General features: G+C 50.2%; 12 protein-coding genes, 1 tRNA gene and 1 pseudogene. 4 read left to right on the forward strand and 10 right to left on the reverse strand.

The genetic code is table 11. The features are described from left to right. From ABZJ92_RS01955 to nagB, 6 genes and pseudogenes are all read right to left on the reverse strand, one after another. Positions 1–77: transfer RNA gene (locus ABZJ92_RS01955), tRNA-Met, on the reverse strand. Between the two features lie 378 nt (positions 78–455). Next, entirely contained in the window at positions 456–2,120 is a 1,665-nt protein-coding gene (asnB, locus tag ABZJ92_RS01960) for an asparagine synthase B (protein ID WP_000337052.1), read from the reverse strand. Positions 2,121–2,516: 396 nt separating this feature from the next. Next, positions 2,517–3,269: pseudogene (nagD, locus tag ABZJ92_RS01970) on the reverse strand (ribonucleotide monophosphatase NagD). Between the two features lie 47 nt (positions 3,270–3,316). Continuing rightward, positions 3,317–4,537: a DNA-binding transcriptional regulator NagC gene (gene nagC, locus ABZJ92_RS01975; RefSeq protein ID WP_000187594.1), complete on the reverse strand. Its 1,221-nt coding sequence runs from the start codon at positions 4,535–4,537 to the stop codon at positions 3,317–3,319. Between the two features lie 8 nt (positions 4,538–4,545). Beyond that, a complete protein-coding gene (gene nagA / locus ABZJ92_RS01980) occupies positions 4,546–5,694 on the reverse strand; it encodes an N-acetylglucosamine-6-phosphate deacetylase (RefSeq protein ID WP_000271152.1) in 1,149 nt (382 codons plus the stop codon). 59 nt (positions 5,695–5,753) lie between these two features. Next, positions 5,754–6,554 (reverse strand): glucosamine-6-phosphate deaminase, encoded by an 801-nt coding sequence (gene nagB, locus ABZJ92_RS01985; protein WP_001237076.1) that lies wholly within the window; start codon positions 6,552–6,554, stop codon positions 5,754–5,756. A 332-nt stretch (positions 6,555–6,886) separates the two neighbouring features. On the opposite strand from nagB, the gene nagE reads away from it, so the two are divergent. The 4 genes from nagE to ABZJ92_RS02005 all read left to right on the forward strand — a co-directional run bounded on the left by nagE (position 6,887) and on the right by ABZJ92_RS02005 (position 13,048). Continuing rightward, positions 6,887–8,833 (forward strand): PTS N-acetyl glucosamine transporter subunit IIABC, encoded by a 1,947-nt coding sequence (nagE, locus tag ABZJ92_RS01990; RefSeq protein WP_001023095.1) that lies wholly within the window; start codon positions 6,887–6,889, stop codon positions 8,831–8,833. Between the two features lie 202 nt (positions 8,834–9,035). Next, positions 9,036–10,700: a glutamine--tRNA ligase gene (glnS, locus tag ABZJ92_RS01995; RefSeq protein ID WP_001287126.1), complete on the forward strand. Its 1,665-nt coding sequence runs from the start codon at positions 9,036–9,038 to the stop codon at positions 10,698–10,700. Between the two features lie 578 nt (positions 10,701–11,278). Next, on the forward strand, positions 11,279–12,685 hold the full coding sequence (chiP, locus tag ABZJ92_RS02000; protein ID WP_001258826.1) for a chitoporin ChiP: 1,407 nt from the start codon (positions 11,279–11,281) through the stop codon (positions 12,683–12,685). Positions 12,686–12,721: 36 nt separating this feature from the next. Continuing rightward, a complete protein-coding gene (locus ABZJ92_RS02005; RefSeq protein WP_000733592.1) occupies positions 12,722–13,048 on the forward strand; it encodes a ChiQ/YbfN family lipoprotein in 327 nt (108 codons plus the stop codon). A gap of 83 nt (positions 13,049–13,131) precedes the next feature. Here the strand turns inward: ABZJ92_RS02005 and fur are convergent, their stop codons facing one another. From fur to ybfE, 4 genes are all read right to left on the reverse strand, one after another. Then, complete coding sequence (gene fur, locus ABZJ92_RS02010; RefSeq protein WP_000131702.1) at positions 13,132–13,578, reverse strand: ferric iron uptake transcriptional regulator; 447 nt, start codon at positions 13,576–13,578, stop codon at positions 13,132–13,134. Then, on the reverse strand, positions 13,571–13,657 hold the full coding sequence (uof, locus tag ABZJ92_RS02015; protein ID WP_001406816.1) for a fur leader peptide: 87 nt from the start codon (positions 13,655–13,657) through the stop codon (positions 13,571–13,573). The genes fur and uof overlap by 8 nt, the downstream gene beginning before the upstream one ends. A 209-nt stretch (positions 13,658–13,866) precedes the next feature. Beyond that, positions 13,867–14,397, reverse strand: a complete 531-nt coding sequence (gene fldA / locus ABZJ92_RS02020; protein WP_001018618.1) for a flavodoxin FldA — start codon at positions 14,395–14,397, stop codon at positions 13,867–13,869. A 139-nt stretch (positions 14,398–14,536) separates the two neighbouring features. Beyond that, positions 14,537–14,830: a LexA regulated protein gene (gene ybfE / locus ABZJ92_RS02025; protein WP_001300829.1), complete on the reverse strand. Its 294-nt coding sequence runs from the start codon at positions 14,828–14,830 to the stop codon at positions 14,537–14,539. Positions 14,831–14,879 lie beyond the last annotated feature (49 nt).

The following is a 14,879-nucleotide window of genomic DNA, read 5'->3' on the forward strand; positions in this document are numbered from 1 at the left end:
TGGTGGCTACGACGGGATTCGAACCTGTGACCCCATCATTATGAGTGATGTGCTCTAACCAACTGAGCTACGTAGCCATCTTTTTTTCGCGATACCTTATCGGCGTTGCGGGGCGCATTATGCGTATAGAGCCTTGCAGCGTCAACCTCTTTTTCAAGGAAAATTGCTCGAAAGTGACTGTTTGGTTAGGTTGCGAACAGCGTGGCGCTATATTCGTCAATTATTGTTTACTTTGTGTTTTTCCCCACCCTACAGCCATTCTTTTGTCGTACAGGATGAAATTCGGAATTCAACAATAGTGGTGGGAAATTAATCTATGAAATACTGGCCTACAGTGATGAGTTGTCAAACAGTGATGTGGCAAACCCGGAACATTTCCTTACTGCATATCAGAATCAACAAGCAGCGCAATAACTAAAACAGCCCCGGATTTCTCCGGGGCAGTACCGCATTTCTTACTTATACGCCGACTGGTGAACGCCAACCGCACGACCAGACGGATCGTCCATTTTTTTGAACGCTTCATCCCATTCGATCGCTTTAGCTGAAGAACACGCGACGGAAGGACCGCCCGGCACGCACTCAGCGGCACTCGGAAGTGGGAACAGTTCTTCAAAGATCTCGCGGTACAGATACGCTTCTTTTGAGGTCGGCGTGTTGTACGGGAAGCGGAAGCGGGCAGTTTCCAGTTGCTGATCAGAAACCTGCTGCGCCGCCACTTCTTTCAGGGTGTCGATCCAACTGTAACCGACGCCATCGGAGAACTGCTCTTTCTGCCGCCAGGCCACGCTTGCGGGCAGGTATGACTCAAAACATTCACGCAGGATGTGTTTTTCCATTTTGCCGTTACCGCACATTTTATCCTGCGGGTTAATGCGCATCGCCACATCAAGGAATTTTTTGTCGAGGAACGGAACGCGTGCTTCCACGCCCCAGGCTGACATCGCTTTGTTGGCGCGCGCGCAGTCATACATATGCAAGGCCAGCAGTTTACGCACCGTCTCTTCATGCAGTTCTTTAACGTTGGGCGCTTTATGGAAGTAAAGATAACCGCCAAACACTTCATCAGAACCTTCACCGGACAGCACCATTTTAATGCCCATCGCCTTGATCTTACGCGACATTAAATACATCGGTGTTGAAGCGCGAATAGTGGTCACATCATAAGTTTCGATGTGGTAAATCACGTCGCGGATGGCATCCAGACCTTCCTGTACAGTGAAGTGAATTTCGTGATGCACCGTGCCCAGATGGTTTGCCACTTCCTGGGCTGCTTTAAGATCCGGTGAACCCGGCAGACCTACAGCAAAGGAGTGTAACTGCGGCCACCAGGCTTCAGAGCGTTCCTGATCTTCCACGCGACGGGCTGCGTATTTCTTGGTGATAGCGGAAATAATTGAGGAATCCAGACCACCAGAAAGTAGCACACCGTAAGGCACATCAGACATCAGATGGCTTTTAACGGAATCTTCCAGTGCCTGACGCAGCTCGTTTTTGTCGGTCACGTTATCTTTCACTGCATCAAAGTCGAACCAGTCGCGATGATAATAAGAACGGATTTCGCCGTCCTGACTCCACAAATAGCTCCCCGCCGGGAACTCTTTAATCGTGCGGCAAACTGGCACCAGCGATTTCATTTCTGAGGCCACATACAGCTGACCGTGTTCGTCATACCCCATATACAGTGGGATGATCCCCAGATGGTCGCGACCAATCAGGTAGGCATCTTTTTCGCTGTCGTACAGGGCAAAGGCAAACATGCCCTGCAAGTCGTCGAGAAATTCCGGCCCTTTTTCCTGATACAGCGCGAGGATCACTTCACAGTCAGACCCTGTCTGGAACTGATAACGATCGCCATATTCAGCGCGCAATGCCTGGTGGTTGTAGATTTCACCGTTTACCGCCAGTACGTGGTTTTTTTGTTGGTTGTAGAGAGGTTGCGCCCCCGCGTTAACGTCAACAATTGACAGACGTTCGTGAGCGAGAATGGCGTTATCGCTGGCATAAATACCGGACCAGTCCGGGCCACGATGACGCATCAGGCGTGACAGCTCGAGTGCTTTCTTACGCAGCTCAACTGCGTCTGTTTTGATATCGAATACGCCAAAAATTGAACACATAACCTTCTCCGTTAACCTGGTATTTGTTGCTTGTTGTGTTTGCTTGTTTAAAAAAATGCCGCAAAGCAGCACTGTGCGCAAGCTATTTGGCAGTGCAAAAATAAAAAACGTAATGGTGATTGTCGATTGGTGAAAAAGGGTCTGGTGTGAGGATGTATTTATTGATGAATCGATAATTTTTAGCGGGTTTTATTGAATGGTTATATTTTACGGGGGCCAAATTGCTGATAAAGTGCGATTTGTTCATGCCGGATGCGGCGTGAACGCCTTATCCGGCCTACAAAAGCATGAAAATTCAATATATTGCAGGAGCTGCGTAGGCCTGATAAGCGTAGCGCATCAGGCAGTTTGGCGTTTGTCATCAGAGCCAACCACGTCCGCAGACGTGGGTGGTATTCAGATAACGTCGATTTCAGCGACTGACGGGTAAATCCAGCTTGGGCGGAACGGCATACTGTCGATATCGTCGAGCGATGAAACACCAGAAAGCACCAGAATCGTCTCCAGACCGGCCTGGAAGCCCGCCAGAATATCGGTACGCAGGTTATCGCCGACAATCACTGTTTCTTCCGAATGCGCCTGCATTTTGTTTAATGCCGCGCGGATGATCCACGGGCTGGGCTTACCAACATAGAACGGTTTGCGCCCGGAGATTTTCTCAATCCCTGCACACAACGCGCCACAAGCGGGATAAAAACCGCGCCCGTGGGTGTCCGGGTTGGTGGCGATAAAGCGTGCACCGTTAGCGACGAAATAGGCTGCTTTATGAATCATGTCCCAGTTGTAGGAACGTGTTTCGCCAACAATCACGAAATCAGGGTTCACATCGGTAATAGTGAAACCGGCTTTGTACAGTTCATGAATCAGTGCGCCTTCGCCCACCACATACGCTTTCTTGCCTTCCTAGCGACGCAGGAAATCGGCGGTCGCCATCGCAGAGGTATAAAACACGCTATCCGGCACATCGACACCGGCAGTGGCAAAGCGGTTCGCCAGATCTTGCCCAGTCTGCGAAGGATAGTTGGTCAGCAACACCAGCGGCAGGCCTTTATCCATAATCCCGTGCAAAAATTCCGCTGCACCCGGTACGGCGACGTTATCGTGCATCAGCACGCCGTCGATATCGCAAATTACATTTTTAATGGTCATGGACTACCCAGAATATTGACAACAATAAGCGCCACTATAAAAGCACATTAATTTTCCAGCAAATGCTGGAGCAAAATACCGTTGAGCATGGCGCGTTTTACCAGCGCAAAAGCGCCGATTGCCGAGCGGTGATCCAGCTCAGAACGTACCACCGGCAGATTAGTACGAAACGCCTTCAGCGCTTGGGTATTAATGCAGCTTTCAATAGCAGGGAGCAGCACTTTATCGGCTTCGGTGATTTCACCAGCAATAACAATTTTTTGCGGATTAAATAAGTTGATAGCAATGGCGATGGTTTTACCCAGATGACGACCGACATACTCAATCACTTCCGAGGCCAGGCTATCGCCTTTGTTCGCGGCTTTGCAGATAGTTTTGATGGTGCAGTCGTCCAGTGGCACACGGCTCTGGTAGCCCTGCTTTAACAGATTCAACACCCGTTGTTCAATGGCAGCGTTGGCGGCGATAGTTTCCAGGCAGCCAAAGTTGCCGCAGTGGCAGCGTTCACCCAGCGGTTCGACCTGAATATGGCCAATTTCACCGACGTTACCGTTGCGGCCAATAAAAATGCGCCCGTTAGAGATAATCCCGGCCCCGGTTCCGCGATGGACACGCACCAGAATGGAGTCTTCGCAATCCTGACTTGCACCGAAGTAGTGCTCCGCCAGCGCCAGACTACGGATATCGTGACCAACGAAACAGGTCACTTTAAAACGTTCTTCCAGTGCTTCTACCAGCCCCCAGTTTTCTACCTGAATATGCGGCATGTAATGAATTTTGCCGCTGTCCGGGTCAACAAGCCCTGGCAGGATCACCGAAATGGCGATTAGCTCGCGCAGCTTGCGCTGGTAGCTATCAATAAACTGAGCAATGGCATTCAGCAGGGCATGTTCCAGCGTCTGCTGGGTACGTTCCGGCAGCGGGTAATGTTCTTCTGCCAGCACTTTGCTGCTGAGATCAAACAGAGTGATGGTGGCGTCATGACGACCAAGCCGTACGCCGATTGCGTGGAAATTGCGGGTTTCGGTGACGATGGAGATAGCGCGGCGGCCCCCGGTGGAGGCCTGCTGATCAACTTCTTTGATCAGCCCGCGTTCGATAAGCTGACGCGTAATTTTGGTTACGCTGGCGGGGGCAAGCTGGCTTTGCTCGGCAATCTGAATCCGCGAGATTGGCCCGTACTGGTCAATCAGGCGATAAACCGCCGCGCTGTTAAGCTGTTTTACGAGATCAACATTACCTATCTGAGCTTGTCCGCCTGGTGTCATACTTTCTCTTATTGAGTTACGACCTCGTTACCGTTAACGATGGTCTTGGTGATTTTAAAATCAGGTGTGAATGCGGTCAGGTTGGCTACTTTACCTGCGGCGAGCGTGCCGAGACGTTTTTCAACGTCAATCGCACGCGCCGGATAGAGCGTCGCCATACGCAGCACTTCATCCAGTGCGATACCGCAATGTTCGACCAGATTACGCACGCCTTCAATCATGGTTAAGGATGAACCGCTTAACGTACCGTTCTCATCCACACAAAGTCCGTTACGGTAGTATATTGTTTTACCCGCAAAAATGAACTGTTCAATGTTGGCACCTGCTGGCGCGGTGGCGTCGGTAACCAGACACAGTTTGTCGCCTTTAAGGCGTTTAGCGTTACGAATGTTGGCGTAATCAACATGCAGGCCATCAGCGATAATACCGCAATAAATGTCAGCTTCGTCGAGGATCGCGCCCGCCAGGCCCGGTTCACGACCGGTAATATACGGCATCGCGTTGTACAGATGGGTGGCAAAGGTAATCCCCGCGCGGAAACCGGCTTTTGCTTCTTTCAACGTCGCGTTGGAGTGACCGGCAGAAACCACAATCCCGGCATTTGCCAGTTTGCTGATGACTTCCGCAGGAACCATTTCCGGTGCCAGGGTCACTTTGGTAATGACGTCGGCGTTTTCACACAGGAAATCGACCAGCGCGGCATCAGGCTTACGCACAAAATTCGGATTATGGGTGCCTTTTTTTACCAGATTCAGCCACGGACCTTCCAGATGCAGACCTAACGCCTGATTCGGATGTTTTGCCAGGTACTCACGCATAACGCGCACGCCCTGTTTCATCAGCTCATCGCTGGTGGTGATAAGCGTCGGCAGATAGTTAGTACAGCCTGATTTCTCATTGGCTTTCTGCATGATTTCCAGCGTTTCCACGCTGACCGCTTCAGCGGTGTCGTTAAACTGTACGCCGCCGCAGCCGTTTAACTGCACATCGATAAAACCGGGGGAGAGAATGGCCCCGTTCAGTGAACGTTGTTCGATCTCTGGCGGCAGTTCCGCTACCGGACAGACGCTTTTAATCAGGCCATCAGCGATAACAACCGCGTGGTCATCAAGAAATTCGTGGCCGGTAAAGATCCGGCCCTGGGTTAATGCATACATTCTGCCCCCCGATTTTAAAAAATATTGCCCTGAGCAAGGAACCAGGGCAGGGATAACAATTACAGACCTTTGATATTTTCTGCTTCTAATTCATTGAAATATCTTAAAGTCTTAACTTTCAGCTCCATGGTGGAAGGTTCATCGCACACCATGATCGCTTTCGGATGCAGTTGCAGACAGCTGATGGTCCACATATGGTTCACGCAACCTTCAACGGCGGCCTGCAGCGCCAGTGCTTTCTGGCTACCCAGCACCATAATCATCACTTCTTCGGCATCCAGCAGTGTACCAACACCGACAGTCAGGGCATATTTTGGCACCTGATTGACATCGTTATCAAAGAAACGAGAGTTCGCGACGCGAGTGTCATGAGTCAGGGTTTTGATACGAGTACGAGAAGCCAGAGAAGACGCCGGTTCGTTAAATGCAATATGACCGTCGTTACCTACACCGCCCATAAACAGATGAATTTTTCCGTAAGAACGGATTTTTTCTTCATACTGGCGGCACTCGGCATCGATATCCGGGGCATTGCCGTTGAGAAGGTTGATGTTTTCTGCTGGAATATCAACGTGATCGAAGAAATTACGGTGCATAAAGCTGTAGTAGCTTTCCGGATGCTCTTTCGGCAGACCGACATATTCGTCCATGTTGAAGGTGACAACGTGCTTAAAGCTGACCTGGCCTGCTTTATGCATTTCGACTAACGCTTTATAGGTGGTCATCGGCGTGCCGCCAGTCGGCAGGCCCAGTACAAACGGACGATCGGCAGTTGGTTTGAACGCATTGATACGATTGACGATATGGCGAGCAGCCCATTTGCCGACCTGTTCAGCGGTAGTCAGGGGGATCAGTCTCATTATTCACCTCAATAAGTAAAATGTAAGCCGTTGGCGGATTAGACATCTTTAAGCGTAACCTGGATTTGCGCAGACAGGCGTCAATCCGACTTGATTTTTTGAATGATAAAATAAGTTTTCTGGTTTAGCCAGTAAAAGGGAGTGATGATAACGATATTTGGTGACAAAACTCACAAAAGACACGCGTTTAATTTGCGATGCGAATTAAATTTTCACACACTCTGTAGCAGATGATCTAACAATCTGATTACAGAACATCGGCAGTAAAATTTGCAGCAAAATAAAAATACGGCTTTAAACGAGCCAAATAGGGTTCTCGTAGGGGGAATAAGATGAATATTTTAGGTTTTTTCCAGCGACTCGGTAGGGCGTTACAGCTCCCTATCGCGGTGCTGCCGGTGGCGGCGCTGTTGCTGCGATTCGGTCAGCCAGATTTACTTAACGTTGCGTTTATTGCCCAGGCGGGCGGTGCAATTTTTGATAACCTCGCATTAATCTTCGCCATCGGTGTGGCATCCAGCTGGTCGAAAGACAGCGCAGGTGCGGCGGCGCTGGCGGGTGCGGTAGGTTACTTTGTGTTAACCAAAGCGATGGTGACCATCAACCCAGAAATTAACATGGGTGTACTGGCGGGTATCATTACCGGTCTGGTTGGTGGCGCAGCCTATAACCGTTGGTCCGATATTAAACTGCCGGACTTCCTGAGCTTCTTCGGCGGCAAACGCTTTGTGCCGATCGCCACCGGCTTCTTCTGTCTGGTGCTGGCGGCCATTTTTGGTTACGTCTGGCCGCCGGTACAGCACGCTATCCATGCAGGCGGCGAGTGGATCGTTTCTGCGGGCGCGCTGGGTTCCGGTATCTTTGGTTTCATCAACCGTCTGCTGATCCCAACCGGTCTGCATCAGGTGCTGAACACCATCGCCTGGTTCCAGATTGGTGAATTCACCAACGCGGCGGGTACGGTTTTCCACGGCGACATCAACCGTTTCTACGCTGGTGACGGCACCGCGGGGATGTTCATGTCCGGCTTCTTCCCGATCATGATGTTCGGTCTGCCGGGTGCGGCGCTGGCGATGTACTTCGCAGCACCGAAAGAGCGTCGTCCGATGGTTGGCGGGATGCTGCTTTCTGTTGCTGTTACTGCGTTCCTGACCGGTGTGACTGAGCCGCTGGAATTCCTGTTCATGTTCCTTGCGCCGCTGCTGTACCTCCTGCACGCACTGCTGACCGGTATCAGCCTGTTTGTGGCAACGCTGCTGGGTATCCATGCCGGCTTCTCTTTCTCTGCGGGTGCTATCGACTACGCGTTGATGTATAACCTGCCTGCCGCCAGCCAGAACGTCTGGATGCTGCTGGTGATGGGCGTTATCTTCTTCGCTATCTACTTCGTGGTGTTCAGTTTGGTTATCCGCATGTTCAACCTGAAAACGCCGGGTCGTGAAGATAAAGAAGACGAGATCGTTACTGAAGAAGCCAACAGCAATACTGAAGAAGGTCTGACTCAACTGGCAACCAACTATATTGCTGCGGTTGGCGGTACTGACAACCTGAAAGCGATTGATGCCTGTATTACCCGTCTGCGCCTGACCGTGGCTGACTCTGCCCGCGTCAACGATACGATGTGTAAACGTCTGGGTGCTTCTGGTGTAGTGAAACTGAACAAACAGACTATTCAGGTGATTGTTGGCGCGAAAGCAGAATCCATCGGCGATGCGATGAAGAAAGTCGTTGCCCGTGGTCCGGTAGCCGCTGCGTCAGCTGAAGCAACTCCGGCAACTGCCGCGCCTGTAGCAAAACCGCAGGCTGTACCAAACGCGGTATCTATCGCGGAGCTGGTATCGCCGATTACCGGTGATGTCGTGGCACTGGATCAGGTTCCTGACGAAGCATTCGCCAGCAAAGCGGTGGGTGACGGTGTGGCGGTGAAACCGACAGATAAAATCGTCGTATCACCAGCCGCAGGGACAATCGTGAAAATCTTCAACACCAACCACGCGTTCTGCCTGGAAACCGAAAAAGGCGCGGAGATCGTCGTCCATATGGGTATCGACACCGTAGCGCTGGAAGGTAAAGGCTTTAAACGTCTGGTGGAAGAGGGTGCGCAGGTAAGCGCAGGGCAACCGATTCTGGAAATGGATCTGGATTACCTGAACGCTAACGCCCGCTCGATGATTAGCCCGGTGGTTTGCAGCAATATCGACGATTTCAGTGGCTTGCTCATTAAAGCTCAGGGCCATGTTGTGGCGGGTCAAACACCGCTGTATGAAATCAAAAAGTAATCTGCTTTATGCCTGATGCGACACGGCAGCGTCGCATCCAACAATGACAAGCGGTGGAGATCTTCTCTGCCGCTTTTTTTTTCATCAATCATCCCCATAATCCTTGTTAGATTATCAATTTTAAAAAACTAACAGTTGTCAGCCTGTCCCGCTTATAAGATCATACGCCGTTATACGTTGTTTACGCTTTGAGGAATCCACGATGAGTGAGGCAGAAGCCCGCCCGACTAACTTTATCCGTCAGATCATCGATGAAGATCTGGCCAGTGGTAAGCACATCACAGTACACACCCGTTTCCCGCCGGAGCCGAATGGCTATCTGCATATTGGCCATGCGAAATCTATCTGCCTGAACTTCGGGATCGCCCAGGACTATAAAGGCCAGTGCAACCTGCGTTTCGACGACACTAACCCGGTAAAAGAAGATATCGAGTATGTCGATTCGATCAAAAACGACGTAGAGTGGTTAGGTTTTCACTGGTCTGGTAACGTCCGTTACTCCTCCGATTATTTTGATCAGCTCCACGCCTATGCGATCGAACTGATCAATAAAGGCCTGGCGTACGTTGATGAACTGACACCGGAACAGATCCGCGAATACCGCGGTACCCTGACGCAGCCGGGTAAAAACAGCCCGTACCGCGACCGCAGCGTTGAAGAGAACTTGGCGCTGTTCGAAAAAATGCGTGCCGGTGGTTTTGAAGAAGGTAAAGCCTGCCTGCGTGCGAAAATCGACATGGCGTCGCCATTTATCGTAATGCGCGATCCGGTGCTGTACCGCATTAAATTTGCTGAACACCACCAGACTGGCAACAAGTGGTGCATCTACCCGATGTACGACTTCACCCATTGCATCAGCGATGCGCTGGAAGGTATTACGCACTCTCTGTGTACGCTTGAGTTCCAGGACAACCGTCGTCTGTACGACTGGGTACTGGATAACATCACCATTCCTGTTCATCCGCGCCAGTACGAATTCTCGCGCCTGAATCTGGAATACACTGTGATGTCCAAGCGTAAGCTGAACCTGCTGGTGACCGACAAGCACGTTGAAGGCTGGGATGACCCGCGTATGCCGACCATTTCCGGTCTGCGTCGTCGTGGTTACACTGCGGCTTCTATTCGTGAGTTCTGCAAACGCATCGGCGTGACCAAGCAGGACAACACCATTGAGATGGCGTCGCTGGAATCCTGCATCCGTGAAGATCTCAACGAAAATGCGCCGCGCGCAATGGCGGTTATCGATCCGGTGAAACTGGTTATCGAAAACTATCAGGGCGAAGGCGAAATGGTCACCATGCCGAACCATCCGAACAAACCGGAAATGGGGAGCCGTCAGGTGCCGTTTAGCGGTGAAATTTGGATCGATCGCGCCGATTTCCGCGAAGAAGCTAACAAGCAGTACAAACGTCTGGTGCTGGGTAAAGAAGTGCGTCTGCGTAATGCTTACGTCATTAAGGCTGAACGCGTGGAGAAAGATGCCGAAGGTAATATCACCACCATCTTCTGTACTTATGACGCCGACACCTTAAGCAAAGATCCGGCAGATGGTCGTAAAGTCAAAGGTGTTATTCACTGGGTGAGCGCGGCACATGCGCTGCCGGTTGAAATCCGTTTGTATGATCGTCTGTTCAGCGTGCCTAACCCAGGTGCTGCGGATGATTTCCTGTCGGTGATTAACCCGGAATCGCTGGTGATCAAACAGGGCTTTGCTGAACCGTCGCTGAAAGATGCGGTTGCGGGTAAAGCATTCCAGTTTGAGCGTGAAGGTTACTTCTGCCTCGACAGCCGCCATTCCACGGCCGAAAAACCGGTATTTAACCGCACCGTTGGGCTGCGTGATACCTGGGCGAAAGTAGGCGAGTAATTTTAAGTTCTACCAAGCCGGGTGAGGCATTTACGTCGCATCCGGCAATAAATAGACAATAAATTTCAAACGCTAAATTGCCTGATGCGCTTCGCTTATCAGGCCTACATGATCTCTGCAATATATTGAATTTGCGTGCTTTTGTAGGCCGGATAAGGCGTTCACGCCGCATCCGGCAAGAAATAGCAAACAATCCCAAACGCCGCGCTCTGCGGCGTTTTTTCTGCTTTTCTTCGCGAATTAATTCCGCTTCGCAATTTATCCATAAAATAAATTTAAAATCACAAAACATAATTAAATAAAATGTAACCGCTTTCATCTTGCTGGAATTTCACGTTTTTATTCTTCTGCAAGCCTTTCAACCGCAAACTTAAGCCTTGTAACAAAAATCATCAAAATATGTGCGGTTGCTCATGTTCTTACATTCTGGTTACAGAAAGAGATTGATAATTCGCGTCGCGAAAAATAGTCTGTTCCTGTAGTCAGCGAGACTTTTCTCAACGCTACTTTTTTAATTTTTATTTTTTTTCGCTGTTCACCTTTGGTGCAGCAATTTATACGTCAAAGAGGATTAACCCATGCGTACGTTTAGTGGCAAACGTAGTACGCTGGCGCTGGCTATTGCCGGTGTTACAGCAATGTCGGGCTTTATGGCAATGCCGGAGGCTCGCGCCGAAGGATTCATCGACGATTCAACCTTAACCGGCGGTATCTATTACTGGCAGCGTGAACGCGACCGTAAAGATGTTACCGACGGCGACAAATACAAAACCAACCTTTCTCACTCCACCTGGAATGCCAACCTCGATTTTCAGTCCGGTTATGCTGCTGATATGTTCGGCCTTGATATTGCTGCGTTTACGGCGATTGAAATGGCGGAAAACGGCGACAGCTCCCACCCGAACGAAATCGCGTTTTCAAAAAGTAATAAAGCCTATGACGAAGACTGGTCCGGCGACAAAAGCGGTATAAGCCTGTATAAAGCTGCGGCCAAATTTAAATACGGTCCGGTTTGGGCGAGGGCAGGTTACATTCAGCCAACCGGTCAAACGCTGTTAGCGCCGCACTGGAGCTTTATGCCGGGTACTTATCAGGGGGCGGAAGCCGGGGCGAATTTTGATTACGGCGATGCTGGTGCCTTGAGTTTCTCCTACATGTGGACCAACGAATACAAAGCGCCGTGGCATCTGGAAATGGATGAGTTTTATCAGAACGATAAAACCACCAAAGTTGATTATCTGCACTCCATCGGTGCGAAATACGACTTCAAAAATAACTTCGTACTGGAAGCGGCATTTGGTCAGGCGGAAGGGTATATCGATCAATATTTTGCCAAAGCCAGCTACAAATTTGATATCGCCGGTAGCCCGTTAACCACCAGCTACCAGTTCTATGGTACCCGCGATAAAGTTGACGATCGCAGCGTCAACGATCTTTATGACGGCACCGCCTGGCTGCAAGCGTTGACCTTTGGTTACCGGGCGGCTGACGTAGTGGATTTGCGCCTCGAAGGCACCTGGATTAAGGCTGACAGTCAGCAGGGATACTTCCTGCAACGTATGACCCCAACCTACGCTTCCTCCAACGGCCGCCTGGATATCTGGTGGGATAACCGTTCCGACTTCAACGCTAACGGCGAAAAAGCGGTCTTCTTCAGTGCGATGTATGACCTGAAAAACTGGAATCTTCCAGGCTTCGCCATCGGCGCTTCCTACGTTTACGCATGGGATGCTAAACCTGCGACCTGGCAGAGCAATCCGGATGCGTACTACGACAAAAACCGGACTATTGAAGAGTCTGCCTACAGCCTGGATGCGGTCTACACCATTCAGGACGGTCGCGCCAAAGGCACGATGTTCAAACTGCACTTCACCGAATACGACAACCACTCCGACATCCCAAGCTGGGGCGGCGGTTACGGTAACATCTTCCAGGATGAGCGTGACGTGAAATTTATGGTAATCGCACCATTCACCATCTTCTGATGCCCGACGCGGCAGGTTTTGTGCCTGCCGCATTCAATGAAAAAACTGATTCTCATCGCCATGATGGCATCGGGGCTGGTAGCTTGTGCGCAATCAACCGCACCACAGGAAGACAGCCGTCTGAAAGAGGCATACAGCGCCTGTATCAACACCGCGCAAGGTTCGCCAGAAAAAATTGAAGCCTGCCAGAGCGTGTTAAACGTGCTGAAGAAAGAGAAACAACATCAGCAGTTTGCCGACCAGGAAAGTGTACGCGTACTGGATTATCAGCAGTGTCTGCGTGCAACGCAAACCGGAAATGATCAGGCGGTGAAAGCCGATTGTGATAAGGTCTGGCAGGAAATACGCAGTAATAACAAATAAGTGAGAGCTGTAACTCTCGCTTTTCTTATTTCCCTTGTATAAAAAAGCCAACCCGCAGGTTGGCTTTTCTCGTTCAGGCTGGCTTATTTGCCTTCGTGCGCGTGCTCATCTTCGCGGCAATCGCCTTCGGCACAGTGACCGTAAAGATAGAGACTGTGGTTAGTCAGGCGAATGCCATGTTTTGCGGCAATTTCACGCTGACGCGCTTCGATGGAATCATCACTAAATTCGATAACCTTGCCGCAGTCGAGGCAAATCAGGTGATCGTGGTGATGTTGCTGTGTCAGTTCAAATACGGATTTACCGCCTTCAAAATTGTGGCGGGTGACGATACCAGCGTCGTCAAACTGGTTCAGTACGCGATATACCGTAGCCAGACCAATTTCTTCACCCATATCGATCAGACGTTTGTATAAATCTTCCGCACTGACGTGATGGTTGTCCGGCTCCTGAAGAACTTCCAGGATTTTTAAACGAGGAAGCGTTACTTTCAGGCCAGCTTTCTTTAGGGCGGTATTGTTATCAGTCATGCGGAATCTGTCCTGTTACTAAGCGGTTCACTTCATTAGAAGAAGTGACAGAATTTGCTCTTGAGATAATGCGTATCATTATAGAATTGCCACGCCTAAATGAAAACCACAAGTCCCTGGCAAATATTGTTAATAAAAACGTGGCACAGCTTACATTTACAACGGCAAGGCCACTTGAACACTGGGACATTGTATAGGTACAACAGCAAAAGTTACAAATTTGTAGCAATTATTTTGATTGGCATTATCTATTAATACGGCGTAGACATGAGTCTACGCCGCATCACATCAGGCATTAAGAATTTCGTCGAGATGCAACTCTTCAGAAATCTGTTTAACCCATTTTTCTACACGTTCAGCGGTCAGTTCCGGCTGACGGTCTTCGTCGATAGCCAGACCGACAAAGTGGTCGTCATCTGCCAGACCTTTTGATGCTTCGAAATGATAGCCCGCAGTTGGCCAGTGACCAACGATGGTTGCACCGCGCGGTTCAATGATGTCGCGGATGGTGCCCAATGCGTCGCAGAAATATTCGGCGTAATCTTCCTGGTCACCACAACCAAACAGCGCAACCAGTTTACCATTGAAATCAATCTCTTCGAGAGTCGGGAAGAAGTCATCCCAGTCACACTGCGCTTCGCCGTAATACCAGGTTGGGATGCCCAGCAGCAGAATGTCGTAAGCTTCCAGATCTTCTTTGCTGCTTTTTGCAATGTCATGGACATCGGCAACGTCTTTACCAAGCTGTTTTTGAATCATTTTTGCGATATTTTCGGTATTACCGGTGTCGCTGCCGAAAAAGATGCCAGTGATAGCCATGAGTGAAATAACCTCTTGAAACTTATTGAAATGGGGGTGGAAAATTGCCCACGGATAAAGGCAATCATAGCAGAACAGGCAGTCTTGCGGAATCAGCAAACGAGCAGGACTGCACACTGTGCTACATGAAAGTGGAAATTTAAACGATGCCCTGACTACGCAGCGCCGCCAGTTGCTGCATTAACATCTCTTCGATCAGTTCGCTACGGCTCATATTACGCGATTCCGCCAGCTCGTTCAGCGCCTCGACAGCTTCCGCGTTCAGCTTCAGTTCGACACGCTTAAGGCCACGTACTTTGTCGCGTTTTAGCTGGTTGCGTTTATTAATACGCAGCTGTTCATCGCGCGAAAGCGGATTAGTTTTCGGTCGTCCCGGTCGACGCTCGTGCGCGAACAGATCTAATGTCGTACGGTCCGTTTGTTCTTTGGCCATGATCTTGGTGACTTCGGGGGAAACAATCAGCCAGGCCTCTGCCCGGATG

It is taken from the genome of Shigella sp. FJ200513, from assembly GCF_040495915.1.
Taxonomy (GTDB): Bacteria; Pseudomonadota; Gammaproteobacteria; order Enterobacterales; family Enterobacteriaceae; genus ECMA0423.